The organism is Bradymonas sediminis (assembly GCF_003258315.1).
Taxonomy (GTDB): Bacteria; Myxococcota_A; Bradymonadia; order Bradymonadales; family Bradymonadaceae; genus Bradymonas; species Bradymonas sediminis.
Genome location: NZ_CP030032.1, coordinates 3,694,118 through 3,718,089, shown reverse-complemented (window position 1 = coordinate 3,718,089; position 23,972 = coordinate 3,694,118). Strand labels below are relative to the sequence as shown.

At 61.5% G+C, this 23,972-nt stretch carries 19 protein-coding genes; 14 read left to right on the top strand and 5 right to left on the bottom strand.

Annotation, left to right across the window (positions count from 1 at the left end; genetic code table 11):
- Positions 1-70 precede the first annotated feature (70 nt).
- From DN745_RS13995 to DN745_RS13980, 4 genes are all read left to right on the top strand, one after another.
- Complete coding sequence (locus DN745_RS13995; RefSeq protein ID WP_111335797.1) at positions 71-1,465, top strand: TadE/TadG family type IV pilus assembly protein; 1,395 nt, start codon at positions 71-73, stop codon at positions 1,463-1,465.
- A 26-nt stretch (positions 1,466-1,491) separates the two neighbouring features.
- Complete coding sequence (locus DN745_RS13990) at positions 1,492-2,445, top strand: TadE/TadG family type IV pilus assembly protein (protein WP_133622037.1); 954 nt, start codon at positions 1,492-1,494, stop codon at positions 2,443-2,445.
- 71 nt (positions 2,446-2,516) lie between these two features.
- Positions 2,517-3,581, top strand: a complete 1,065-nt coding sequence (locus tag DN745_RS13985) for a hypothetical protein (RefSeq protein ID WP_133622038.1) — start codon at positions 2,517-2,519, stop codon at positions 3,579-3,581.
- Positions 3,582-3,741: 160 nt separating this feature from the next.
- Positions 3,742-5,061, top strand: a complete 1,320-nt coding sequence (locus DN745_RS13980) for an endonuclease/exonuclease/phosphatase family protein (RefSeq protein WP_204354999.1) — start codon at positions 3,742-3,744, stop codon at positions 5,059-5,061.
- A 38-nt stretch (positions 5,062-5,099) separates the two neighbouring features.
- Here the strand turns inward: DN745_RS13980 and DN745_RS13975 are convergent, their stop codons facing one another.
- A complete protein-coding gene (locus DN745_RS13975; RefSeq protein WP_111335791.1) occupies positions 5,100-6,071 on the bottom strand; it encodes a sigma-54 interaction domain-containing protein in 972 nt (323 codons plus the stop codon).
- A 285-nt stretch (positions 6,072-6,356) separates the two neighbouring features.
- Here DN745_RS13975 and DN745_RS13970 point away from each other — a divergent pair, with 285 nt between their 5' ends.
- From DN745_RS13970 to DN745_RS13945, 6 genes are all read left to right on the top strand, one after another.
- Complete coding sequence (locus tag DN745_RS13970) at positions 6,357-7,220, top strand: sulfite exporter TauE/SafE family protein (protein ID WP_111335790.1); 864 nt, start codon at positions 6,357-6,359, stop codon at positions 7,218-7,220.
- Positions 7,221-7,284: 64 nt separating this feature from the next.
- Entirely contained in the window at positions 7,285-7,713 is a 429-nt protein-coding gene (locus DN745_RS13965) for a YeeE/YedE family protein (RefSeq protein ID WP_111335788.1), read from the top strand.
- Positions 7,713-8,135: a YeeE/YedE family protein gene (locus DN745_RS13960; protein WP_111335787.1), complete on the top strand. Its 423-nt coding sequence runs from the start codon at positions 7,713-7,715 to the stop codon at positions 8,133-8,135. Before DN745_RS13965 ends, DN745_RS13960 begins: the two co-directional genes overlap by 1 nt.
- 25 nt (positions 8,136-8,160) lie before the next feature.
- Positions 8,161-9,060, top strand: a complete 900-nt coding sequence (locus DN745_RS13955; protein WP_111335785.1) for an MBL fold metallo-hydrolase — start codon at positions 8,161-8,163, stop codon at positions 9,058-9,060.
- A 49-nt stretch (positions 9,061-9,109) separates the two neighbouring features.
- The gene (locus DN745_RS13950) at positions 9,110-9,592 is read left to right on the top strand and encodes a DsrE family protein (RefSeq protein WP_162687681.1); all 483 of its coding nucleotides are present in this window, start codon (positions 9,110-9,112) and stop codon (positions 9,590-9,592) included.
- A gap of 133 nt (positions 9,593-9,725) precedes the next feature.
- Positions 9,726-10,601, top strand: coding sequence for a sulfite exporter TauE/SafE family protein (locus DN745_RS13945; RefSeq protein WP_111335783.1), 876 nt, complete (start codon positions 9,726-9,728; stop codon positions 10,599-10,601).
- Positions 10,602-10,675: 74 nt separating this feature from the next.
- On the opposite strand, the gene DN745_RS13940 is transcribed toward DN745_RS13945, so the two are convergent.
- From DN745_RS13940 to icmF, 3 genes are all read right to left on the bottom strand, one after another.
- Entirely contained in the window at positions 10,676-11,146 is a 471-nt protein-coding gene (locus DN745_RS13940; protein WP_111335782.1) for a hypothetical protein, read from the bottom strand.
- 556 nt (positions 11,147-11,702) lie between these two features.
- Positions 11,703-13,175, bottom strand: a complete 1,473-nt coding sequence (locus tag DN745_RS13935) for an HTH domain-containing protein (RefSeq protein WP_111335781.1) — start codon at positions 13,173-13,175, stop codon at positions 11,703-11,705.
- Positions 13,176-13,310: 135 nt separating this feature from the next.
- Positions 13,311-16,553: a fused isobutyryl-CoA mutase/GTPase IcmF gene (gene icmF / locus DN745_RS13930; protein ID WP_111335780.1), complete on the bottom strand. Its 3,243-nt coding sequence runs from the start codon at positions 16,551-16,553 to the stop codon at positions 13,311-13,313.
- 278 nt (positions 16,554-16,831) lie between these two features.
- Here icmF and DN745_RS13925 point away from each other — a divergent pair, with 278 nt between their 5' ends.
- Together DN745_RS13925 and DN745_RS13920 are read left to right on the top strand one after the other, a co-directional pair.
- On the top strand, positions 16,832-18,859 hold the full coding sequence (locus DN745_RS13925; protein WP_111335779.1) for a heavy metal translocating P-type ATPase: 2,028 nt from the start codon (positions 16,832-16,834) through the stop codon (positions 18,857-18,859).
- A 48-nt stretch (positions 18,860-18,907) separates the two neighbouring features.
- Positions 18,908-19,474, top strand: a complete 567-nt coding sequence (locus DN745_RS13920) for a DUF421 domain-containing protein (protein ID WP_204354998.1) — start codon at positions 18,908-18,910, stop codon at positions 19,472-19,474.
- Between the two features lie 13 nt (positions 19,475-19,487).
- Here DN745_RS13920 and DN745_RS13915 read toward each other — a convergent pair whose 3' ends face one another.
- Positions 19,488-20,963, bottom strand: a complete 1,476-nt coding sequence (locus tag DN745_RS13915) for a hypothetical protein (RefSeq protein ID WP_111335778.1) — start codon at positions 20,961-20,963, stop codon at positions 19,488-19,490.
- Between the two features lie 224 nt (positions 20,964-21,187).
- On the opposite strand from DN745_RS13915, the gene DN745_RS13910 reads away from it, so the two are divergent.
- Positions 21,188-21,883: a succinate dehydrogenase cytochrome b subunit gene (locus tag DN745_RS13910; RefSeq protein ID WP_111335777.1), complete on the top strand. Its 696-nt coding sequence runs from the start codon at positions 21,188-21,190 to the stop codon at positions 21,881-21,883.
- Between the two features lie 74 nt (positions 21,884-21,957).
- Positions 21,958-23,910: a fumarate reductase/succinate dehydrogenase flavoprotein subunit gene (locus DN745_RS13905; protein ID WP_111335776.1), complete on the top strand. Its 1,953-nt coding sequence runs from the start codon at positions 21,958-21,960 to the stop codon at positions 23,908-23,910.
- Positions 23,911-23,972: the final 62 nt, after the last annotated feature.

The window sequence follows — 23,972 nt, the reverse complement described above, 5'->3', positions numbered from 1 at the left end:
CTCTCAGCGCCGCAGCGGTGGTGTCGACAGCGATGTTGAAGGTTGCGATTAATTTTGAGGATACGCGCTCATGGAATTCATAGATAAGCAATTGAGACGGTTTCACGCCAACCAGAGCGGAGCGATTATACTGCTGGTGCTGGCGGCGCTCATCATGGTTTTTATGATGGCGTTGGTCGTGTTCGACGCCGGCGAGGCGGGGCGCGATAAGATCCGGGTGCAGCAGGCTGCGGATACCGCCGCCTGGAGCGAGTCGGCGGTCAAGGCGCGCTCGATGAATATGATCGCGTTCTCCAATGTCGCCAAGCGCGTGACCATTGGGATGACCTCGTTCTACGCCGCGCTCTGGGTGTCATTCGCCGAGTTGGGGGCGCTCACCGCGGTCGCCACGGTGGCGGCCTGCGTGCTGGCGGTTGTGTCGTTTGGGTCTCTGGCGACGATATGCGAAAAGATGATCGAGTTTGCCGCGGAGCTCGTCGAGATTGTGCTCGACGAGGCGCAGGACGGCGGCACGTTTAAGTCGAGTCTAAACGGGGGGTATTTCAAGGACGACGTGATCGCGCTGGACAATTACCAGAAGTATATGGCCGAGCTCACCCCCTGGTGGGCATTTGCCGAGGGCATCCAGCGCGGTATCCGCAACGGCGCCCATATGTCGGCGAGCTTCCCGGTGCCCGAGAATGACTTCCCTGGAATTAACCTGCCGATCTCGATCAACGGCCTCAATATGAACGGCTCCGGGATCGACGCGAAGCTGCCGGTCGAGCGGGCCTCCGAGGACGACGGTACCGACATCATGTGCGGGCGCGTCGGGTCCACCGTCGATTATATCACCCACTTTGCCGATTATGAGCTCCAAAACCTCATCAATTCGGACACCAACTGGAAGTCGATCATCATCTATCTGGTCACCGGCGGCCTGGCGGCGGCGCAGATGAAGATGATGTGCAAAAGTCAGATGAACAACGTTTATAAGGAGCCAGGACGCCCCTGGCGCATCCCGAAATATGACAACCCCGCCGAATGGATGCTCAACGCGTCGACGCTGACCTTCGCCTACCGGGCGGACGCCGAGCGCATGAATCAGGGGCGAAACCGCCTTGACCTGATGGGCGACGATGTGAAATTCGGCACGCTCAAAAAACATATCTACAAGTCCGGCGGCTATTTGGCCATGAGTCGCTCGGAGATCACCTACCAGGACTCCGGCATGCCCGACCTCTGGCATCCCTCTTGGACGGCTCGTATGCGGCCCGTCGCGTTGCCGGACGAGTGGAGCAATAGCGGCGTGACCCTGGGCGCCGCCTATAATGACGTGTCGATTATACTGGCCGCAGGCGAGAAGCTAGGCGACCTGACCGACGGCCAGGGCGTCGACGGCACCGGTTGGATTAATGATTTGGCGCGCCTCATCATGGCGACCCAGACATTCGATAACGAAAAAATTGAGGGGCTCTCCAAATGAATATTGGTACGATTCGAAACAAGGTTTTGCGTCCATTATTCATCGGGTTCCAGCGCGATGAAGACGGCGCCGCGCTCACCGAGATGGTCATGACGTTGCCCATCTGGATTCTGATGCTCGGCGGGATCATCTCGCTGGGGCGACTCGGGATGAACACCACGTCCAACCAACTCGATGTCCAGACCGGCCTGTGGGACGGGGTCTTCGAGGTCAGCGCGACCGACGATTCGCCAGGCAGTGGTGATAGCTCCAGCGACCCGCAATGGGTTCATTTTACGCCCATCTCTGGCGGCGCCGCGGCTGCATATGAGAGCGGTACATTGGCCGGGATGAGCCAAAACCCCAACCAGATTATCGATGGCGTTAACTCGGCCACGATGGGCGCGATGGCGGTCACTGGTACGCTCGGTGAGTCCTACGGCAGGACCCTGCCGCTGCAGGTTGTGCCGGGCCATACGATGCCTGACGTCACCACCGATCCCGATGATGTCTTGCAGGTCGGCAGCCCTTATCCCAAGAAGGTCACCTACGACGGCGTGCTCAACTCCAGCACCGACTATAATACCGGCGGCGGTTGGCTATCGACGGTCACAAACGCCATCGGCAATGTGGTGGCCTCGGCAGGTATGGTGGGCTCGCTTGGCGCGGGCATCCGCTACGGCGAGGTCTATACCGAGTCGAATTACGACACCGACGTGATGTTCAATGTCACCATTCCGGCCTCGGCCCACGCAAATATTCTGGTGGCCCCCAAGCCGATGACGGGCAATGACGCGAAGTGGCGCCCCTTCTTGATGAACCGTCTGCTCGCCGGAGGCGAGGAGAATTACTCCAAGATGATGCGTTTTGGCGGCGACCCCAGCTGGGACGCCGAGGGCAGCCCGGACACCGGGGATTTTGACGCCGATGAACTAGATGCGGACACGATTAACGACAAAGCCGACGAGATCAAAGAGCAGAATGCGGAAGGGGGCGGTTGAGCCGCGCCCCTGGCTGCTTCACACGTAGCGTCCTGTTTGTTGGTTGATGAATCCCGAGCGTATTGGAGACGATGATGACGATAGATTTTAATAAACTGTTGATCAGCGGTTTAAAGCTGGGCGCCAGCGGCGCGCTGATCTGCGCCATCGCGTGGGCGGTCGTCACCTTCAGTTCGCCCGGCGGCGAGGTCGAGCCGGCCGAGGCGACCATCCTCTCGATGGATATGTTCGCGCCCGCCTCCAAAAGCAAGCGCTTCGCCGATACCCTGGAGGCCTTCGACATGGAGGAGCCCCGGGCCTACGATTGGAACGGCAACACCGTCTATTTTTCGATGGCCACCACCGACGCCTCGCCTATGGAAGTGCTGCACGCTTTTCAGCAAGAGTTGGTGCAAAACGGCGTAAACAAAAAGATGCACACGCGCATTTTGCCCAGCTTCCCGCGCGTCGATTCCTTCGAGGCGCTGGGCAAGAAGAGTGAGAGTAAGAAGGTCGAGCGATGGAGCGAGAGCAAGCGGGCGCAGCTCGATGATTTTTTCGCCGGTGGCCTGGTCCCCATAACGATCCGCCCGGGCTATGTGGCCATGGCGGGCGCGACCTCCAAAGGCGAGGCCGACAACGCGGTCGATTTCTTCAAAGAGCAGATCGCGGCGAAACGCTCGCTTGAGGATAGCGTCAAGATTATGCGCTATGTCGAGGCGCGTCGCGCGCCCGACGAGGCAAAGACGATGATCTCCGCGGTCTGGAGTGACGATAAATTGGAGATGGACAAATTTGCCCCGGACTCCAAGCGCTCCGACCTCGCCGTGTCTTCCGAGGCGCCCGCGTGTCTTGGGTGCCGCCGCATCATGAGCTTTGGCGGCACCGGTAAAGAGGCGAATTACGGCACCAATGTCTTCGTCGGCTACCAGCACGTCGATGAGACCATCCAATTTTATGACCGCGCCATGCAAAACCGTGGGTGGAAGCCCGCAACGGCGTCGATTATTTTGCGCCGACTTGCTGAGCAAGGCGTGATCCCGCCGAGCGCGGCCCGCACGGTCTCCTTTAATAAGGACGGCAAATTCGCCACGGTGGTCGCCTATCCCAGCGGTATGGGCGGCGAAACCCAGGTCCACGTCTTCGAATCTCCCTGAATAATTTGAAGATGCGATGCGTTGTCTCCCACGCCCCGAGCGCTCGCGCCTCGGGGCGTTTTTAACGTTATACGAATATGCTATGGCATCGCGCGAGAACGACTGCTATGCGATTGCTCGTCTCGGACGACTTATCTTCGCGTTTATTAGGGATTTAAATATGACCGCTCAACCCGCCTCGCTGCACTCTCCACGATTCGCTCACCTCCCGAAGGTTGGTCTATTAGGCGCGCTTTGCGTCGGCCTGACGATGATGCTGGGTGGGTGCTCCTCGCCCGAAACGGTCGATGACCACACCGGCGCCGATGCGGCGACCGGGGACGTCCAGCAAGCCGACGGTGAGGGGGCCGACACCACCCCCGTCGAAGTTCAGCAGATCCGCGTGGCGACCTATAATACCTCGCTGTTTCGCAGCACCGACGGTGGATTGCTCCAGGGGCTTACCGGCGGCGAGGACGCCCAGGCGCGCAAGGTCGCCGAGCTCATTCAGCGGGTGCGCCCCGATATCGTCCTGCTCAACGAATTCGACTGGGACGCCGACGGCGAGAGCGCGAAGATCTTTATGCGCGACTACCTCAGCGTCGACCAGAACGGCGCCGGGGCGATCGAGTACGCCCATCACTATATCCCGACCACCAACACGGGCATCCCCAGCGGCGTCGACCTCAATAATAAGGACGGCGTCGTGATGACGCCCGGCTCGCGCGGCTACGGCGACGACGCCTTCGGATTCGGCCAATTCCCCGGCCAATACGGCATGGTCGTGCTGTCGCGCTTCCCGATTAAGGCCGACCAGGTGCGCACATTTCAGAATTTCTTATGGCGCGATATGCCCGATAACCTGCAGCCCACCGACTGGTATTCGGCCGAGGCCGTCGACGTAATGCGCCTGTCGTCGAAGAACCACGCTGATGTCGCGATCGACGTGGGCGGCACGCCGCTGCATCTTCTCATCAGTCACCCGACGCCGCCGAGCTTCGACGGCCCCGAGGACCGCAACGGCCGGCGAAACCACGACGAGATTCGTGTGTGGGTCGACTATATCTCGGGCGCCGAGCAGAGCGCGTACCTGACCGACGATTCGGGCGTCAGCGGCGGGCTCGGCGACGAGGCATTTGTGCTGCTCGGCGACCTCAATAGCGACCCGAACGACGGCAATAGCCGGCGCGAAGCGCTGCTCGGATTGCTCTCCCATCCGCGTGTCCAGGACCCCAAGCCGACCAGCGACGGGGCAGTCGAGGCGAACGAGCGCGACGGTCGAGTTAATACCGCTCATACGGGCGACCCCGCGCTCGACACCGCCGACTTCAACGACAATAGCGTCGGGAATCTGCGGGTCGATTACGCCTTGGCCTCCGCAGATCTGACCGTCGTCGACAAAGGCGTCTTCTGGCCGGCCAGCGACGCTGAGCACGCCGACCTCATCAAGATCTCGGACCACCACCTGGTCTGGGTCGACGTCGAGATCGAGAAGCCCTGACCTGGGCTCGGCGTGGCGCGCAGCCCGAATCACCCCGATCAGGGCTGCGCGATCCCATGCTCCCGCAGCTTTCTCCACAAGGTCGTGCGGCTGATGCCCAGCAGCGCGGCCGCCTCCTGTTTTTTGCCGCCACTCTCCTGCAGCGCGGCGACCAGCCGCTGATATTCAAGCTGCCGCTCGGTCAACGCCGGCGCCTCCTGCTCGGTGTCTCCGGGCACCGTCTCCCCACGCAGCTCGGGCGTGAGGTCTTTGAGTTGAATCGTCGGGCCGCTGCCAATAATCAGCGCGCGGCGCACCACATTTCTTAGCTCCCGTACATTGCCCGGCCAGGGATACTCGAGGATCGCGCGCATCGCGGGGCCCTCGATGCCCGTGATATCGCGGCCCGACTCCCGGGAGAATCGCTCGACAAAATGCCAGGTCAACAGCTCGATATCGCCCGCGCGCTCGTTGAGCGGCGGCAAGAAGAGCGGCACCACCCGAATTCGGTACATAAGATCTTCGCGAAATCGCCCCTGATTGACCGCCTCGCGCAGCGACACGTGGGTCGCCGAGATGAGCCGGATGTCCACCTTCACCGATTCGGTGCCACCCACCGGCGTGTAGGTGCGCTCCTCGAGCACCCGCAACAGCTTCGCCTGTAAATCCAGCGGGACCTCGGCGATCTCATCCAAGAAGATCGTCCCCCCGTCGGCCCGCGCGAAGAGTCCCTCCTGGTCGCGAATCGCGCCGGTAAACGACCCCTTCTTATGCCCGAAGAGCCGCGACTCGAGCAGGTCGCGGGTCAGCGTCGCGCAGTTGAGCACCTCGAAGGGCTTGTCGGCCCGTTGGCTGAGCTGCTGAATCGCGCTGGCCACCAACTCTTTTCCGGTGCCCGTCTGCCCTCGGATCAGCGCCGGCGCATCTGTGCGCGCCACGCGCCGCACGAGCTCAAAAAACTCGAGCATCTTCTCGGAGACGGTGAGCATGCCATAAAAGGAGGTCGCGTCGGTTTGTGGAGGATAGTGCATAGGGTTCGGTGGTCCCGCGCTGCTGCGATGTCACGTTCGAGATTATTAAGGGGGTTTCGTTTTATTGGGCGTTGTCGAAACAATTTGAAACATTATGCCCGTTTTAGCATCTCATGCAATAGCGAGCTTCGGTAAGGTTAAGCTCAGCGATCGCCTCCACAACGGCGTGATGGCCGCATTTGGCCGGCGCAGCGCGGGCTTTTTCAATGTTGGCACGCCAAATGCACTATAGGCTGGCGGAAGTAGCTATTGACTTATTTGGTGCACCGTTGCCAAGGAGATATTATGACAATCACAGCAATCATCGCCGCGCTCGCGATGGGATTCGTACTTGGCCTATTGGGCGGGGGCGGCTCGATCCTCGCGGTGCCAATCCTGATGTATTTAATCGGTCTGGAGGATAAGGTCGCCATCGCGACCAGCCTCCTGGTGGTCGGCGCGACCGGCCTGGGGGCCGTGATCTCACACGCCCGCGCCGGCAACGTCGACTGGCGCACCGGCGGCATCTTCGGCGGCGCCGCGATGGCCGCCGCCTACCTGGGCGGCAGTTTTGCCAAATTGATCCCCGGTCAGTTGTTGATCGGGGGCTTCGCGGCCATCATGTTGCTGTCGGCGACGCTGATGCTTCGCGGCGGGGCGAAGGTGCCGGTCGCGGCCCAGCCGGGCGCCGAGCCCCGGGTCTCGGCCGCGAAGTTGCTCGCCCTGGGCGGGGCGGTCGGGCTTTTGTCCGGCCTTGTCGGCGCCGGTGGCGGGTTTGTCATCGTGCCTGCCCTGGTGATATTCGGTGGCATTTCGATGCGCCTGGCCATTGGGACCTCGCTGGCGATCATCGCGCTGAAATCTTTCGCAGGCTTCGCCGGTTATCTCGGTCACGTGGAGATCGACTTCCTCCTGGCGGGCGGCTTCGCGGTCGCCTCGGTCATCGGCACTTTTGCCGGCGCGGCGGTCAGCCAGCGCATCAACGCCGCCCGCTTGCGCACCGGCTTCGCCTATTTCGTCCTCATCGCCGGCACGCTCATCCTCGGCGAGCAGCTCGAATCGCCTCTGATTCTCAATATGATACTCGCCGTGGTGATCGCGGCGGTCGCCTTCGGCCTGCGCTATTTAGGCACCCGGCGCGCCGCCAAGAAATCGGTGGCCACACCCTGAACTCAAGTCTCGAACGCTTTCGCAACGAATTCACGTTATATATCAACGCAGTAGGATAATAGTTATGGAAAACTTCACGCCATTCGCATCAACCATCGGGGGCATTCTCATCGGGCTGTCCGCCGCGATTATGCTCGGCGCAAACGGGCGCATCGCGGGCATCAGCGGGATCTTCAACGGGGTGATTCAGCCCCAAAAAGGCGAGTTCGGCTGGCGCGCGCTGTTCATCGGCGGACTCCTGGTGGGCGGAGCGTTCATGATGCTCTTTACCCCCGAGTCCTTCGCCATCACGGTGGAGCGCGCGCCCTGGATGGTCGCGCTCGCCGGGCTGCTGGTGGGCTTTGGCACCCGCCTCGGCAGCGGCTGCACCAGCGGCCACGGCGTGTGCGGCCTGCCGCGCTTCTCGGCCCGCTCGCTGGTCGCGACGGTGTCCTTTATGGCCACCGGCGCGATCACCGTCTTCGTGATGAATCTGCTCCTTGGAGGTGCATAATGAACCGCTCTATCGTGTTAATTTCAGGTATTCTCTTCGGCATCGGGCTGGTCTTGTCGGGCATGACTCAGCCGAGCAAGGTCATCGGGTTTTTGGACTTCTTTGGCAATTGGGACCCCAGCCTCGCTTTTGTCATGGGCGGCGCGGTGCTGGTCAACCTGGTGCTCTTTCGCTTCATCTTTAAGCGCCAGCGTCCGCTCTTTGCCGAGAAATTCCACCTGCCCACCAGCAAGGATATCGACTGGCGACTGGTGACCGGCGGCGCGCTCTTCGGCATCGGTTGGGGTATCGCGGGCTTTTGCCCCGGCCCCGGGATCACCTCGCTGGTCTCATTGCAGGCGCCCGCGTTTATTTTTGTTATTGCCATGGCCGCAGGGATGTTCCTCTTCACGGCCTTCGATAAACAGTTGAAGAAGTCATAATCCACCCAAACTAGGAGGTTGCACCATGGAAATTAAATCGTTTTATGACACTCGTACGTCCACGCTCTCCTATGTTGTCTACGACGTCGACACCCGCGACGCCGTGGTGATCGACCCGGTGCTCGACTATGAGCCGAAGTCCTCGAAGACCTGGACCGAGTCGGCCGACGCGCTGATCGCCTTCGTCAAGGACAACGACCTCAAGCTCCAATATATCCTGGAGACCCACGCCCACGCCGACCATCTGTCGGGCTCGCAGATCGTCCAACAGGCCTTCCCGCAGGCGAAACTCGCCGTCGGCGAGCGCATCACCGAGGTGCAGAAGGTCTTTAAAAACGTCTTCGACCTGCCGGCTGATTTCCCCACCGACGGGCGTCAATTCGACCTGCTCCTCAATGAGGATGAGCCGCTCCAGGTGGGAACGCTCACCATTGAGACCATCTTCACCCCGGGGCACACCCCGGCGTGCGTGACCTATAAGGTAGAGGACGCGATCTTCACCGGCGACGCGCTCTTTATGCCCGATATGGGCACCGGGCGTTGCGACTTCCCCGGCGGCAGCTCCGCCGACCTCTACGAGTCGGTGCAAAAGCTCTACGCGCTGCCCGATGACACCCGCGTCTTCGTCGGCCACGACTATCAGCCCGGGGGGCGCGAGCTGGCGTGGGAGACGACCATCGGCGAGCAAAAGGCCAATAATATTCAGATCCCGGCCGGGCGCAGCAAAGAGGAGTTCATCAAATTCCGCGACGAGCGCGACGCCGGTCTCGAGGCTCCGCGCCTGCTGTTCCAGAGCGTGCAGGTCAACGTCGACGCCGGGCATCTGCCGCAGCCCAGCGGCAACGAAGTGCGCTACCTGCGCATCCCGGTCAACGTCTTTAAGCCGAGCCGCGACGAGGGCGAGACCGAGCTTAACGAGGTCTGAGCCCCCACGCCCGGGCGTCTCTTGGAGCATGTCTTTTACGGAGCCTAATATGTTGTTGAGTACGACGAAGAAGCTGCTGTCGCTGATGATTTTACTGGTCGGTCTGACCGCGCTCGCCTCGGGCTGCGCGACGGCGGGCGCCGAGTCGCAGCCGCAGGCGCTCGGCGCCAACGCGCAGCAAGCCGAGCAACCCCATAAGGCCGCCATCGGGGTGCGCACCGAGCGCCACCTGCAGGTCGGCCTGCTCACCGCGCGCCAGATGTTCCAGGGAGTCGGCGGCTACCAGGCCGACCAGGTCACGATCGTGGTCTGCGGTCCGGCGGTGGAGTTTTTGCTCGCCGACACCGATATTCAGGCCGAGATCGAGCGCACCGAAAAAGAGGGCGACGTGCGCGTGGTCGCCTGCGGCATCACCCTGGAGGCCATGAATATCGACCCCGCCGCGCTCGCCCCGAGCGTCGAGGTGGTCCCCAACGGGTTTATCGAGCTTGCCCGTCTCCAGGCGGCGGGTTACGAGGCGGTAGTGCTCTGAGTCAGGCGCCCGCGTCTCCTCCTCATCACCTCTGAATCGCAGCATCTAAAATCAGGCGTTCGACCCGGCGACTTCGCGCAGCGCGCGCGAGGTCGTCGACGCCTGGTATCGTGTTTTTCTTGCCGGAAATCGCATGTCGACGATCGCAATCATCGCAGCGCTCATCGTGGGTTTTGTCGTGGGTTTGTTGGGCGGGGGCGGCTCGATTATGGCCGTGCCGACCCTGGTCTATCTGGTCGAACTCAGCGAAAAGTCGGCCATCGCGACGAGCCTCTTCGTCATCGGGACGACCAGCGCGGTCGCGGTGGTCTCGCACGCGCGCGCCGGCAATGTGGCCTGGCGGGCCGGGGTGGTCTTCGGCATCTGCGCCATGGCAGGCGCCTTCGTGGGCGGCAACCTCGCCAGCCTCTTCCCCGGTGAAATGTTGCTCGCCGGCTTCTCGCTGATCATGTTGCTCGCCGCGGTGATGATGCTTCGGGGGCGCAAAACCCCCGCCGCCGCCGCGGTCACCCACGACGCCCCCAAGCCGAGGCGCGTCCCGTTTCGAAAGCTCATCCCGCTGGGGATTGGCGTCGGCCTTCTGACCGGATTGGTCGGCGCAGGCGGCGGATTTATCGTCGTGCCGACCCTGGTCGTCGTCGCCGGCCTGCCGATCCGCCGCGCCATCGGCACCTCCCTGCTGGTCGTCACGATGAACTCCTACGCCGGCTTCCTCGGCCATATCAGCCACGTCACCATCGACTATAAGTTGGCGGTCGCCTTCCTGGTCGCCTCCATCATCGGCTCGTTTGTGGGCGCCGAGGTCAACAAACGCATCGACGCCAGCCGTCTGCGCATCGGCTTCGCCTATTTCGTGCTCATCGCCGGCACGTTGATCCTCGGCGAGCAGCTCGGCGCCCCGATGATCCGCAGCGGGTTTGCGGCCACGGTCGTGGTCTTTGTGGTGCTCAGCGTGCGCCGCCTGGCCGCCCGCGGCCAGGCCGAGGCGATGCCGGCATCGGCGGAGTGAGAGTATTGTTCGGAAGCTGACACACAGACGCCCCGCCCCATCGAATGGGGCGGGGCATTTTGTCGTTGGTGCGATTAGTTATCGCAGGTGAATTTTTGACCGGAAGTACACGCATCCATATGGATTTTCACATCCGCCGGTAAATTTTTGTCGCAGGTCGACTGGCGCATGTTGAGCGTGTTGACGCAACTGTCGATCTGAGAGCTGGAGGTTGGGCATGAGGAGATGCAGCGGCGAAACTCGTCGATCGCGTTCGTGGCGCAGCGGATAAATACGGTATAATCTTCGGCATAGCACTCGGCAACATCGCGCTCACATGCCGTGGGGAGCGGGTTGGTGGTCCCTTGCTCCATGATACACTGGTTCATATCGCCATTATTGGTAATATCTGCATAGCAAACACAAAACTCCTTGCTGTACTCTTCGCTGCTCTCTTCTAGATCGGCTAAACTAGAATCGATTTCTTCTTTCGCGCTTGGCGCGTCATCGCCGCAAGCAAATACAAAGAATAGCAAGAATAGAAACGCATACGTTCTCTTCGCCATGTGTGGCTCCCGTCCATAGTAATATTTTACAAAGATGTGCCTTTAGAATGTCACCTGTTTATTTGGGTGGCAAGGATTGGAGCGGTGTGTATGGAGGCGAATGGCGTTAAATTTTTGTTAAAATTACGTGGGTCAGGGCGGTTGAAGCCCAGGCGCACATAAAAACGCCCCGCCCCATCGAATGGGGCGGGGCGTTTTGTCGTTGGTGCGAGCGGCGCAAACGAAGGAGTCCGGGCTCTCGGCCTGATGCACCCGCCCGGCACCCCGCGCCGGGAGGGCTGCGCCCGACAAATTCGGAACCTCAACCGTAACTTAGAAGGCCTTTGCCCTCAAAAATGAGCCACCTGCCTCATTTTTGAGGGCTTGGCCCGACAAATTTGCGTCGACAGTGACGATTTTTGAGGGCTTGGGGCTCAAAAAATGGGGCAAAGGGCCGGTTTTTGAGGCGATAGCCCTCGATTTTAGGCTAAGGCCGACGTTTTTTGAGGGGTGAGGGCGGGTCAGACGCGGTATGGGAGTGATCGTCGAGGGGGGCGGCCTGCGCGAGGCGCCCAGCTTAACTAAGGCGCAGCAGATTCAACGCGTCCTTCTCGACGCCCAGACCATATTCGACGAGCAGCCGCACCAATTGCTGACCGTCCATCAGCCCGACCGGCACGGCGTCGGAGCGCTCGGCCTCTGCGCGGGCACCCGCGCTAAAGTCGCTGGTGGTGATGATCAGGCCTTGCTCATGAGAGCCAAGGCTTCCGCGGACCTGTTGGACGATGGGCGTTTGAATATTGCTCTTCCAGCGTTTGACCTGGACGGCCATCTTGGTGCGAATGACATCGCCGACGACCAGGGTGCCACGCACATCGATTCCGCCGTCGTTATGACGCGTCGTGACGGCCACGTCGGTGAACCCGAGCGCGACGAGCAATTGCCCGGCTAACTCCTCAAACTCGGTGGGGTCCATCTCGTGAAGTTGCTCGTGAAGCCTGCGACGTACGCTTTCGTTGTGAGCCTCAATATAGGCGGTCAGCCCGGTCTGGTTCCACCGTGTAAGCCCGATCATGCCGTCGCCGAGCATCTCAAAGCGCTGCGTGTCGCCGCGCTCTTTGCGTCGTTTGGTCTCCTGAAGGATGGACGCGTTGAGGGTGGTCGACGGGTTTTTGCTCTCGCTAACGAGCAGCCCCAGATCGAGCGCGCGGTCCGTGATCTCTGCGTAATGCATCGGCTCGCGCTCGGCGAAGACCTGCAGGATGCGCTCGGCGGCGTCGGTAAAGGACAGCGGCTCAAGCGTCGATATATATTCAGGTGCTGACGTGTCTGGGTCTTCGGGGATACACTCGATTTCGGCCTCTGATGCAGTCTCGAGCCCGTCTCGATTTAGGTCATAAATGCCCGGTTTTATTCGTATAAAATCCGACGCGTCGCCTTTGTTTTTGATGTCCACGGCTAGCTTCGCGCCGATGGTGGCATCGGGCGTGGCGCCGCTGGTCGTCCACAAGCCGCGCTCCAATATACGCCGGGTAATTTCGCCATAATGGAGCGGCCCGTCGACCTCGGCGAGCACGATTTTGGCGGCTTCGACTGCGGTGAATGTCTCAGCGTCGAACGCGTCAATTTGTACCTCGAGGTTTGGCGGGAGCATTTCGCCGCCGTCAAACTCATATGGGTCGAGCTTGATTAATTCATCCGGGACGCCTTTATCTCGTGGCCTGGCAATCGCCTGATGGAGTTCGGCCGGCATTCCGGCGGCGTATAGTTCGGCAGCCGCCCTGCCGCGTTGAGTCAACGCCCAGGTGCCGCGTTTGATGCTCCGCGAAAGCCCCGCGCGCTTTAGGCGGTCGTGCGCCCAGCCAATTCGGTTGTGATAGACCGGTTGGGTACCACTGGGCAGTAGGGCGGCGCGTTGCGCCTGCGAAAGGCTCATGCGTGTGGCGAGGTCTTCGTAGATTTGCGATGTTTTGAGCCCTGACGGGTATTCGGCAAGTAGAGCCAACAGTGGTTCAATATAGAGATCGTATGTGGGGTTTTCTTGAGTCATCTGTTGAGTTCCTTGCTTGGCCGTCCGTTTGATTTATCGGAGTGCGGGCCTCCCGGCCCGCATTGGGCGAAGCCCAAGAGTGTGACCCACAATAGCAAGAGCATTGAAGCCAGGGCCGTCCGGGCTCCGTCCTACTCACATCGCCCGCCGATACTGCCCACCCACCTCATAAAGCGCGTGGGTGATCTGCCCAAGGCTCGCGTAGCGCACCGTGTGCATCAACTCAGCAAAAATATTGCCGTGGTTGAGCGCGGCCTGCTTGAGCCGCTCGAGCGCGGCTTCGGCCTGGTCGGCGCGGGCCTGCTGGAACGCGGCGAGGTTGGCGATCTGGGCCTTCTTTTCGGCTTCGGTGGAGCGGATAAGCTCCAGGTCGTGCTCGTCCTCGTCGGCGTCGGACAAGAAGGTGTTCACGCCGATGATCGGCAGGGCGCCCGAGTGCTTTTTGCGCTCGTAATAGATCGACTCTTCTTGGATCTGGCTGCGCTGGTATTGGCGCTCCATCGCGCCGAGGACGCCGCCGCGGTTGCTGATATTCTCGAACTCCTGGAGCACCGCCTCTTCGACCAGGTCGGTGAGCTCCTCGACGATAAACGAGCCCTGATTGGGGTTCTCGTTTTTGGCCAGGCCGAACTCCTTATTGATGATGAGCTGGATGGCCAGGGCGCGGCGCACGCTCGCCTCGGTGGGCGTGGTGATGGCCTCGTCATAGGCGTTGGTGTGCAGGCTATTGCAATTGTCGAAGAGGGCGAGGAGCGCCTGCAGGGTGGTGCGGATATCGTTGAACTGAACTTCCTGGGCGTGCAGGGAGCGCCCGGAGGTCTGGATATGGTATTTGAGCCGCTGCGAGCGCGCGTTTGCGCCGTATTTCTCGCGCATCACGACCGACCAGATGCGCCGGGCGACGCGCCCGAGCACCGTGTATTCGGGGTCCATACCGTTGGAGAAAAAGAACGACAGGTTCGGGGCGAAGTCGTCGATATGCATGCCGCGTGACAGATAATATTCGACGTAGGTAAAGCCGTTGGCCAGCGTGAAGGCGAGCTGGGTGATCGGGTTCGCGCCGGCCTCGGCGATATGATAGCCGCTGATCGAGACCGAATAATAATTGCGCACCTTTTTGTCGATAAAATACGCCTGGATATCGCCCATCATCTTCAGCGCGAAGTCGGTCGAGAAGATGCAGGTATTCTGGGCCTGGTCCTCTTTGAGGATGTCGGCCTGCACGGTGCCGCGCACTGCGCGAAGCGTGTCGTCGTAGAGTTTTTCGTAGGCTTCGCCCTCGGGCACATGCCCATTTTCTGTGCGGTAGGCCTCGACCTGCTGGTCGATGGCGGTGTTCAAAAACATCGCCAGGATGATCGGCGCGGGGCCGTTAATCGTCATCGACACGCTGGTGTAGGGGTCGGCCAAATCAAAGCCTGCGTACAGCTTTTTCATATCGTCGAGCGAGCAGATGCTCACCCCTGAGTTGCCGATCTTGCCGTAGATATCGGGGCGAAGCGCCGGGTCCTCGCCGTAGAGCGTCACCGAGTCAAACGCGGTGGACAGGCGCTTGGCCTTCTCGCCCTGGCTCAAATAATGGAAGCGCTGGTTGGTGCGCTCGGGCGTGCCCTCGCCGGCGAACATGCGCGCGGGGTGCTCGTCGACGCGCTTAAAGGGGAAGACGCCGGCGGTGTAGGGGAAGCGTCCCGGGACGTTTTCGAGCATCTGCCAGCGGATCTGGTCGCCCCAATCGCGGTATTTAGGCAGCGCGACCTTGCGGATCTTGGTGCCCGAGAGCGACTCGGTCACCAGCTCAAAGGGGACGCCTTTGCCGCGGATTTCGATGATCGTCTCGTCGCCGTCATAGGCCGCTTTGAGGTCTTCCCAACCCTCCAGGAGCTTCTGGGTTTCGCGGGTGAGGTCGGCCTCGATGGCGGTGTGGCGCGCCTCCAGAGCCTGGGTCAAATCGTCGGCGTCCGCGTCGGCCAACTCGGCGCGCGCGCCCTCGATGCGGTAGAGGCGGCTGGCAAGCTCGGCCTGGGCCTCGACCTGGGCGCGGTAGTCGCGGCAGGTCTCGGCGAGCTCGGCCAGGTAGCGCTCGCGGGCCGGCGGGATGATCTCGTTTTGTTTTTGGGTGACCGGTCCGTCGGCCTTCCATTTCGACGGGGGCACTTCGCCGAACGCCTTCTTGATCACCGCCTGATAAAGGGCGGTGACGCCGCTGTCGCCGAATTGGCTGGCGATGGTGGCAAATACGGGCAGGTCATCGTCCTCGGCGTCCCATAATTTGCGGTTTCGGCGCACCTGTTTTCGCACCGCGCGCAGCGAGTCCAGGCTGCCGGCCTTCTCGTATTTATTGATGACGACGAAGTCCGACAGGTCCAGCATATCGATCTTCTCGAGCTGGCTGCTCGCCCCGAATTCGCTGGTCATCACGTAGATCGAGTGGTCGCAGTGGTCGACGATATCGGCGTCGCCCTGGCCGATGCCGCTGGTCTCGACGACGATGAGGTCGAAGCCCGCGCATTGGGCGATATGGACCGCCTCGTCGATGGCCGCGGCCAGCTCACCCTTGCTCTGGCGGGTGGCCATCGAGCGCATAAACGTGCGCTCGGGCGTCAGCGAGTTCATGCGGATGCGGTCGCCCAAAAGGGCGCCGCCGCTGCGGCGCCGGGTCGGGTCGATGGAGATAATCGCGACGGTTTTGTCTTCGAAATCATGCACATAGCGGCGCACGAACTCGTCGGTGAGGCTCGATTTGCCGGCGCCGCCGGTGCCCGTGATGCCGACCACCGGGGCGGGGTTTGTCGGTTTGGGCAGCGCGAGCGCGTCGAATTTCGCGTGCTCGGCAAAGCTAATCGCCCGGCTGATGGCGAGCGTATTCTTCTGGGCGATCAGCTCCGCGCTCGGCGTCGAACCCTGCTCGGTGACATCATAATCGGTCTTCTCGAGCATAAAATTGATCATGCCCTGCAGGCCCATCGAGCGGCCGTCATCGGGGCTGAAAATCTTTACGATTCCGTAGTCTTCGAGCTCTTTGATCTCTTCGGGGACGATGACGCCGCCGCCGCCGGCGAAGATCTGGATATGCCCGGCGCCGCGCTCTTCGAGCAGGTCGTGCATATATTTGAAGAATTCGATATGACCGCCCTGATAGCTCGAAATCGCGATGCCCTGCGCGTCCTCCTGGATCGCCGCCTCGACGATATCGACCACCGAGCGGTTATGCCCGAGGTGGATGACCTCGGCGCCGCTGTCCTGGATGATGCGGCGCATCACGTTGATCGCGGCGTCGTGGCCGTCGAAGAGGCTCGCGGCGGTGACAAAACGCACGTGGTTTTTAAGCGCGATCGGTTCGCTGGCGATTTGACCTGCTTTTTTGTAGCTGCCGCTCATCTTTTGCTCGTCTCGGGAGGGGGAATAATTTGCGTATTTCTGCCCCGATCTAATAGTAGGGGACGCGCGCTTGTGCAACTGGCGGGTTCGATGGTGATATGTGAAGGATAGGGAGCGGCCGGTGCATCGTATGGGCAAGGTCACAAGCGGTTGGCGTCGTGGAATGATTCTCGCGTAAAGCGGTTCACCGGAGTAAGGGGAAGGGCGGGTTGATATGCATCGATTCGCCGCGAAATTTGTAGAATATTGCGTATATAAATGTGACCGGGACGAAAGTGATGAGCGAGCAAGATGCCCAAGTTGAGGTTGACGTAAAAAACGGCGCTTCGGCGAAGCCGCGACCCAATGATGGCGCGGCGTCGACCGCCGTCGAGTTGCGCAAGCGCGCTCGGCAGCAAGAGGAGGCGCATTGTCAGCCCGATGACGAGGAGTCCGGCGGGTTTTTGCGCAGCGATGGCCTTCAAATCGCGGTCAGCGCAATCGCGGCGGCGTTGGTGTGGTTTGAGGTGTGGGAGCCCTTCCCGACGGTGAGCGTCATTGGCGTCTTCGGCCTGGCCTTTGGCGGCTGGCGGATCGCCAAAGAGGCGATCCAGAATATCTTCGCGCGTCGCATGACCATGGAGCTGTCGATGTCGATCGCGATCATCGCGGCGGCGGCGATCGGGGAGTTCTTTACCGCTCTGGTGATCATGGTCTTCGTGCTGGTGGCCGAGGTCCTGGAGGGGATGACCATCGGGCGCGGGCGCAAGGCCATCGGGGATTTGCTTGAGTTTTTGCCCGACGAGGTGGCGGTGCGCCGCGCCGGTGCGATCGCCAGCGTGTCCAGCGACGCGGTGCAGCCGGGCGACGCGGTGCTGGTGTCTCCGGGCGGCCGAATCCCGGTCGACGGCGTCGTCGCCGCGGGGCATTCCTATGTCGATGAGTCGCGCATCACCGGCGAGTCGATGCCGGTCGAGAAGCGCGCCGAAGCACACGTCTTCGCCGGCTCGATCAACCAAACCGGAGCGCTCGAGATCATCGTCGAGCGCGTCGGGCGCGACACCAGCTACGGCAAGATTATCGAGGCCGTCGAGCACGCCGAAAAATCCCGTGCGCCCGTGCAGCGCCTGGCCGATCGACTCGCCGGCTACCTGGTCCAATTCGCGATTGTTGCGGCGATCCTCACCTATATTATCACCCGCGATATTTACGCCACGATCTCGGTGGTCATCGTCGCCGGCGCCTGCGGCATCGCGGCCGGCACGCCGCTGGCGATTCTTGGCGGCATCGGGCGCTCCGCGCGGCTCGGCGCGATTATCAAGGGTGGCGTTCACCTCGAAACGCTGAGCACCGTCGACACGGTCGTGCTCGATAAAACCGGCACGCTCACCTACGGCAAGCCCGTGGTGCAGCAGTTAATTTGCGCGGATGGGGTGGAGCAATCTGAGCTCCTCTCGGCCGCCGCCACCGCTGAGGTTCGCTCCGAGCACCCGCTGGCCACCGCGATTATTTCGCTGGCGCATGAGCGAAATGAGCCGGTCATTGAGCCCGATGAGTTCAAATATATTCTGGGCAAGGGCATCCGCGCGCGGGTCGGTGAGTCGACCGTTTTTGTCGGCAATCGCGCGTTGATGGCCGACCATGACGTCACCATTGAGGACCTCGCGCGCCACGAGAATTCGACCGGCTCCGAGATCTATGTGGCGCGCGACGGGCGCTTTTTGGGCTCGGTCGAGGTTGCCGACCCGATCCGCCCCGAGGCCATGCGCGCCATCGAGGCGCTGCGCGAGTTGAAGATCCGCACGGTTTTGTTGACCGGCGACGCCCAGCGCGTGGCGAGCGCGGTGGGCGAGGCGCTCGGCATCGACGAGATCGAGGCGCATATGCTGCCCGAGGATAAGCTCGACCGCGTCCAGGCGCTGCTCGCAAAAGGGCGCGTCGTGGCTATGGTCGGAGATGGGGTCAACGACGCTCCCGCGCTCGCCGAGGCCAACGTGGGCGTGGCGATGGGCTCGGGCACCGACGTCGCCCAGGAGAGCGCCGATATCGTGCTGCTCGGAAACGATCTGGAGCGCTTCGTCGATACGCTCAAGGTCGCCCAGAAGACCCGCGGCGTCATCTGGCAGAACTTCGCGGGGACGCTCATCGTCGACGTGATCGGCGTGGCCTTGGCCGCCATGGGCTTTCTCAATCCGCTGATGGCCGCCGGCATTCACGTGGGCTCGGAGTTCTTCCTTTTGCTCAACGCCGCGCGGCTCTTGCCGCGCCGCGCCAAGGAGTCCGACGAAGCTGGCGCCGTCGAAGATATACCCGAGATGGCGGCCTGAGCCGGCGCTGGCCGACCCGTTATCGGAACATATAAAAAGGGGGGACCCATGATAGAAGACTGGTTTTTAACGTCATTTTCGGATCTTTTGATGGTCGTCATTTCGGCGATCATCATGTTCGCCGGGATCATTTTATTGACCCGCATCGCCGGGCTTCGAAGCTTCTCGAAGATGTCGAGCTTTGATTTCGCGATGACCATCGCGGTGGGCTCAATTATCGCGTCCACGCTGACCACCAAGGAGCCGGTTATTTTGCAGGGCGCGGTGGCGCTGTCGATTATCTTCGTGCTCCAGAAGGTGACCAATATTCTGCGTCAGTACCGATGGTTTCAGCAGGTTGTCGACAACGAGCCGGTGCTCCTGATGAAAGGCGGCGAGTTGTTGCTTGATAATATGGAGCGCTCGCGGGTGACCCTGGATGACCTGCGCTCAAAGCTTCGGGAGGCGAATGTGCTCGAGCTCTCACAGGTGCGGGCGGTTGTCTTTGAGACCACCGGCGATATTTCGGTGCTCCATAGCGCCGACGCCAGCGTCGAGCTCGAACTCTGGTTGCTCGAAGGCGTGCGCGATGCCCCGGAACCCAAGTCGAACCCGCTCATCGTCGAAGCTCGCTGAGGCCAACGCGGGTTCAATGAATGCAGGTCTGCGGGCACGCGCGTTTGAGGTTTTTCTGAAAGCGTAGATAGCCGCCGAAGAGCTCGACGCCGAAGGCGCCCGCGTCCCCAAACGGCAGCGGGGTGTCCGCGCAGAGGTCGTCAATCTCAAAGCGGCGCGCGTGGAACGTCCCGCTCAGGTAGAGGGGGCGAAGATCTTCGCGGCACCAATTGCGCCGCATCTGGCGAAGCTGCGGCGGGCTCCAGAGTGTGGTGCGCACCTTCTTTTCATATTCGGGCAGGTGCCCGGGGGTGTGAAAATAGACCGCGTCGACGCGGATATAGTCGTCGCGAAGGCGCACCGACTCCGGGAAGACCAGGCTATTCCAGCAACCTTTGTCGACGCGAAGCCCACTGACCATCGCGCCCGCGTGCTGGTATTGCACGCCCAGATAGGGCGTGAGTCCGTTGAGCAAAAACAGCCCGACGATGCAGGCTGTGAGGGCCCGAAGCCATCGACTAGGCTTCTCGCATGGCGCGACTTCTGAGTCGGTCTGCGCGCTCGGCGAGAGGAGGGCGCCGACCAGGGTAATAAGCATCGCCCAGAGCAGCCACTCGCGCGGAATCATCGTCCACTCGGGCAGCGCCCGGTGCATCCAGAGGCTCGCCGCGGTGAGCGCGGTCGCGCCGATAAGCGTCGGCAAAAGATTGCGCTGGAGCGTCCGCCGAAGATGGGCGAGGTCCGCGGGGCGAAGGAACGCGGCGTGCCCGGCGAACATCACGAACGCAAACGCCGGCGCCATGGTGAGGGTCAGCGGGATATGAAACACGACCGCCCAGGCCCACGCCCACCGACGCTTCCCGACCAGATATAAAAGAGCGATACCCAGCTCACCCACCAGCACCGACCAGGGCGCCAGCCCACGCCACCCGGCCGGCAGCAGCGCCAGGTTGAGGTGCCAATAATTGAAAAGCTTATCGACCCCGTAGACCGCGCAGCTATAGTCCGGGGCAAAGAACTCCCGGTTCAATTTGTGCAGCGCCGCCAGCAAATAGGTGCAGACGGTGATGCCCTGGAAGACGCGCAGGATAAGCCATGAGGCGCCGGCTTGGGCGTCGCGCTTTCGAAGATGCAAGAGGTTGCTGATGAGCAATGACCCGCCCGCGCTTGTCGAGAAGAAGAGCAGAATCATCGACTGCGTCAGCGGGTCTCGGTGAAAAAAGAGCGGGATGCCCACGCCCACTGCGCTGAGCAGCCAACCCGCCGCGTTGCCAATATGGCGAGGCCAGCAGAGGGCGAGGAGGCCGGCGAGGTAGATGGCGTTGGCCGGGTACCAATCGGGATGGGCGGCGTCGAGCAACCACAGGTGGCACAGCGACGCGAAGGCGAAGACCAGCGCCACGACCCGCACGATGGGATGCTCGGCTCGCCGCCCGAGCGCCGTGAATATCGGGCCGTGAGGGCCCAGCGGCGCGAATTCACCTGTGTTTTCGCGGATTTCGCTCGTCAAAACCGAACGCTCAGTTTAATTGAAAAAATGATCTTTAGGACACCCGCATAGTGTGCTATGAGTCCCGCCTGCAGCCGCGCCAAGCTGGGCATCTTCCATGCAAATATGGATTGAGGAGGCCGAGTCGGCAAGGATTTCGGCTGCGCGTGTGTTTCCATTGAAAGTCCTGTCACTCTCCAACTGGGTCATCCTTATCAAGATAAGGGATTGGCCGGAGCCAGAAAATGTATTCATTAAAAACCTTATTGACCTCGGGCATTGGACGCAAACTGATCAACTGGGCTACGGCCGTCGGTTTGTTCGGTTTTGTCGTCATGCATTTGCTCGGCAATCTCACGCTCTTCGCCAATGATGACGGCACGGCATTCAACGCGTACGCCGCGGCGCTGCACAGCCTGGGGCCGGCGTTCTACCTGATCGAGATCGGGCTTCTGCTCCTCTTCGTCTTCCACATCTACTCCGGCATCACGATGTGGCGCCAGAATCGCGCCGCGCGCCCGCAGAAATACGTCGCCGGCCAGAAGTCCAAGAATGGCCCGAGCCACTATAACCTGTCGTCGACCAAGATGGCGATTTCGGGCATTGCGATCGCAGCCTTTGTGATCATTCACGTGGCCCAATTTCGCTTCCAATTATTCACCTCGGACGTCGAGCAATACGCGCTGGAAGGCGGCGGGCTCGACCTCTACGCGCTGGTCGCCGATGTCTTCAGCAACCCGGGCTGGGTGGCCTTCTACTGCGGCGCGATCCTGTTCCTCGGCTGGCACCTTCGCCACGGCGTGTGGAGCATGGTGCACAGCATCGGGTCGATGAACCGCGGTGGTGGAAAGACCTCCTACGCAGTCGCCGCCGTTATCGGCCTGCTGCTCGCCCTGGGGTTCTTCGTCCTGCCGATCTATTTGTACGTCGGAAGCCTCTAAGTTTTTTGGGCACCCGCCTGCGAGCCCGTCGGGCTCGCGTAGCATGTTAATATCTAAGTGAACGAGTCGTTGCCATGACGAAGTTGGAATCGAAAGTCCCAGAAGGTCCGCTTCACGAGAAGTGGGATAACCGCAAGCACCATTACGGGCTGGTTTCCCCCAATAATAAGAAAAAGCACACCATTATTGTGGTCGGAACCGGTCTGGCGGGGGCGTCCTCGGCGGCCTCGCTGGCGGAGATGGGCTATAAGGTTAAGAACTTTTGCATCTCGGATTCGCCCCGGCGTGCGCACTCCATCGCGGCTCAGGGCGGTATCAACGCCAATAAAAACTACCCCAACGACGGTGACAGCACCTGGGGTCTTTTTTATGACACGATCAAAGGCGGCGACTATCGCTCGCGCGAGGCCAACACCTACCGGCTCGCCCAGCTTAGCTCGAATATCATCGACCAGGCGGTCGCCCAGGGCGTGCCGTTCGCGCGTGAGTACGGCGGCGAGCTGGCGACGCGCTCCTTCGGTGGCGCGCTGGTTTCGCGAACCTTCTATGCACGCGGCCAGACGGGCCAGCAATTGCTGCTGGGCGCCTACGGCGCGCTGATGCGCCAGGTCGACGGCGGCAATTGTGAGATGTTCGCTCACCGCGAGATGCTGGACCTGGTGATGGTCGACGGGCGCGCCCGCGGCATCATCACGCGCAACCTCTTCACCGGCGCGCTGGAGCGCCACGCCGCTGACGCCGTGGTCCTTTGCACCGGCGGTTATGGTCGCGCGTACTTCCTGTCGACCAACGCGGTGAACTCGAACGCGACCGCCGCCTGGCGCTGCCACAAGCGCGGCGCGCTGATGGCGAACCCGTCCTACGTCCAGATTCACCCGACCTGCATCCCGGCCTCGACCGAGTATCAGTCCAAGCGCACGCTCATGAGTGAGAGTCTGCGAAACGACGGACGCATCTGGGTGCCCAAGAATAAAGAGGACGTCGGCAAGCCGCCGAACTCGATCCCGCCCGAAGACCGCGACTATTATCTGGAGCGCAAATACCCCGCCTTCGGAAACCTGGTGCCGCGCGACGTGGCCTCGCGTAACGCCCATTATATGGTCAAGCAGGGTTACGGTGTCGGCCCGCTGCGAAACGCTGTCTATCTGGACTTCTCCACGGCGATCAAAGAGAAGGGCAAAGCCGCGATTGAGGCCAAATACGGCAACCTCTTCGATATGTACCAGAAGATCACCGACGAGAATCCCTATGAGCAGCCGATGCGCATCTTCCCGGCGGTTCACTATGTGATGGGTGGTCTGTGGGTTGACTACGACCTGATGAGCAACCTGCCCGGGCTCTTCGTGGCCGGCGAGGCGAACTTCAGCGACCACGGCGCCAACCGCCTGGGCGCGAGCGCGCTGATGCAGGGTCTGGCCGACGGCTATTTCATTGTGCCGGCTTCGGTCAGCAACTACCTGGCCACCGAGCGCTTCAACCTCACGCCGGTCAAAGACGACCAGGCCGAGTTCAAGGCGGTCGAGAAAGACGTGCGCGCCAATATCGACGAGCTGCTTAAGCTCAACGAGCTGGCGCTCAAAAAGCCCGCCGAAGAGCGGCGCACCGTCATCGACATCTATAGCGAACTCGGCAAAATCCTGTGGGATGACGTGGGCATTGAGCGCACCGCCGAAGGCCTGGAGCACGCTCTTGAGGCGATCCCGAGGCTGCGCGAGGAGTTCTACTCCGGCGTGCTGATCCCGGGCTCCGACGATACCTTCAATAAGTACCTCGAGATCGCCGGGCGCGTCGCTGACTTCCTGGAAGTCGGTGAGCTGATGGCGCGCGACGCGCTGGACCGCGATGAGTCCTGCGGTTGTCATTTCCGCGCCGACCACCAGACCCCCAAGGGCGAGGCGCTGCGAAACGACGAGGACTTCGCGTACGTCGCGGCCTGGGAGTATAAGGGACGCGGCGAGAAGCCAGTTTTGCACAAAGAAGAATTGGAATTCGAATTTGTGGAACTGAAGCAGCGTAGCTACGAATAATACGCCGCATACTCGGTGATTGGGCCCTTTGTGGGCCCTGTCGGCGTTACGCTGCGGCATCG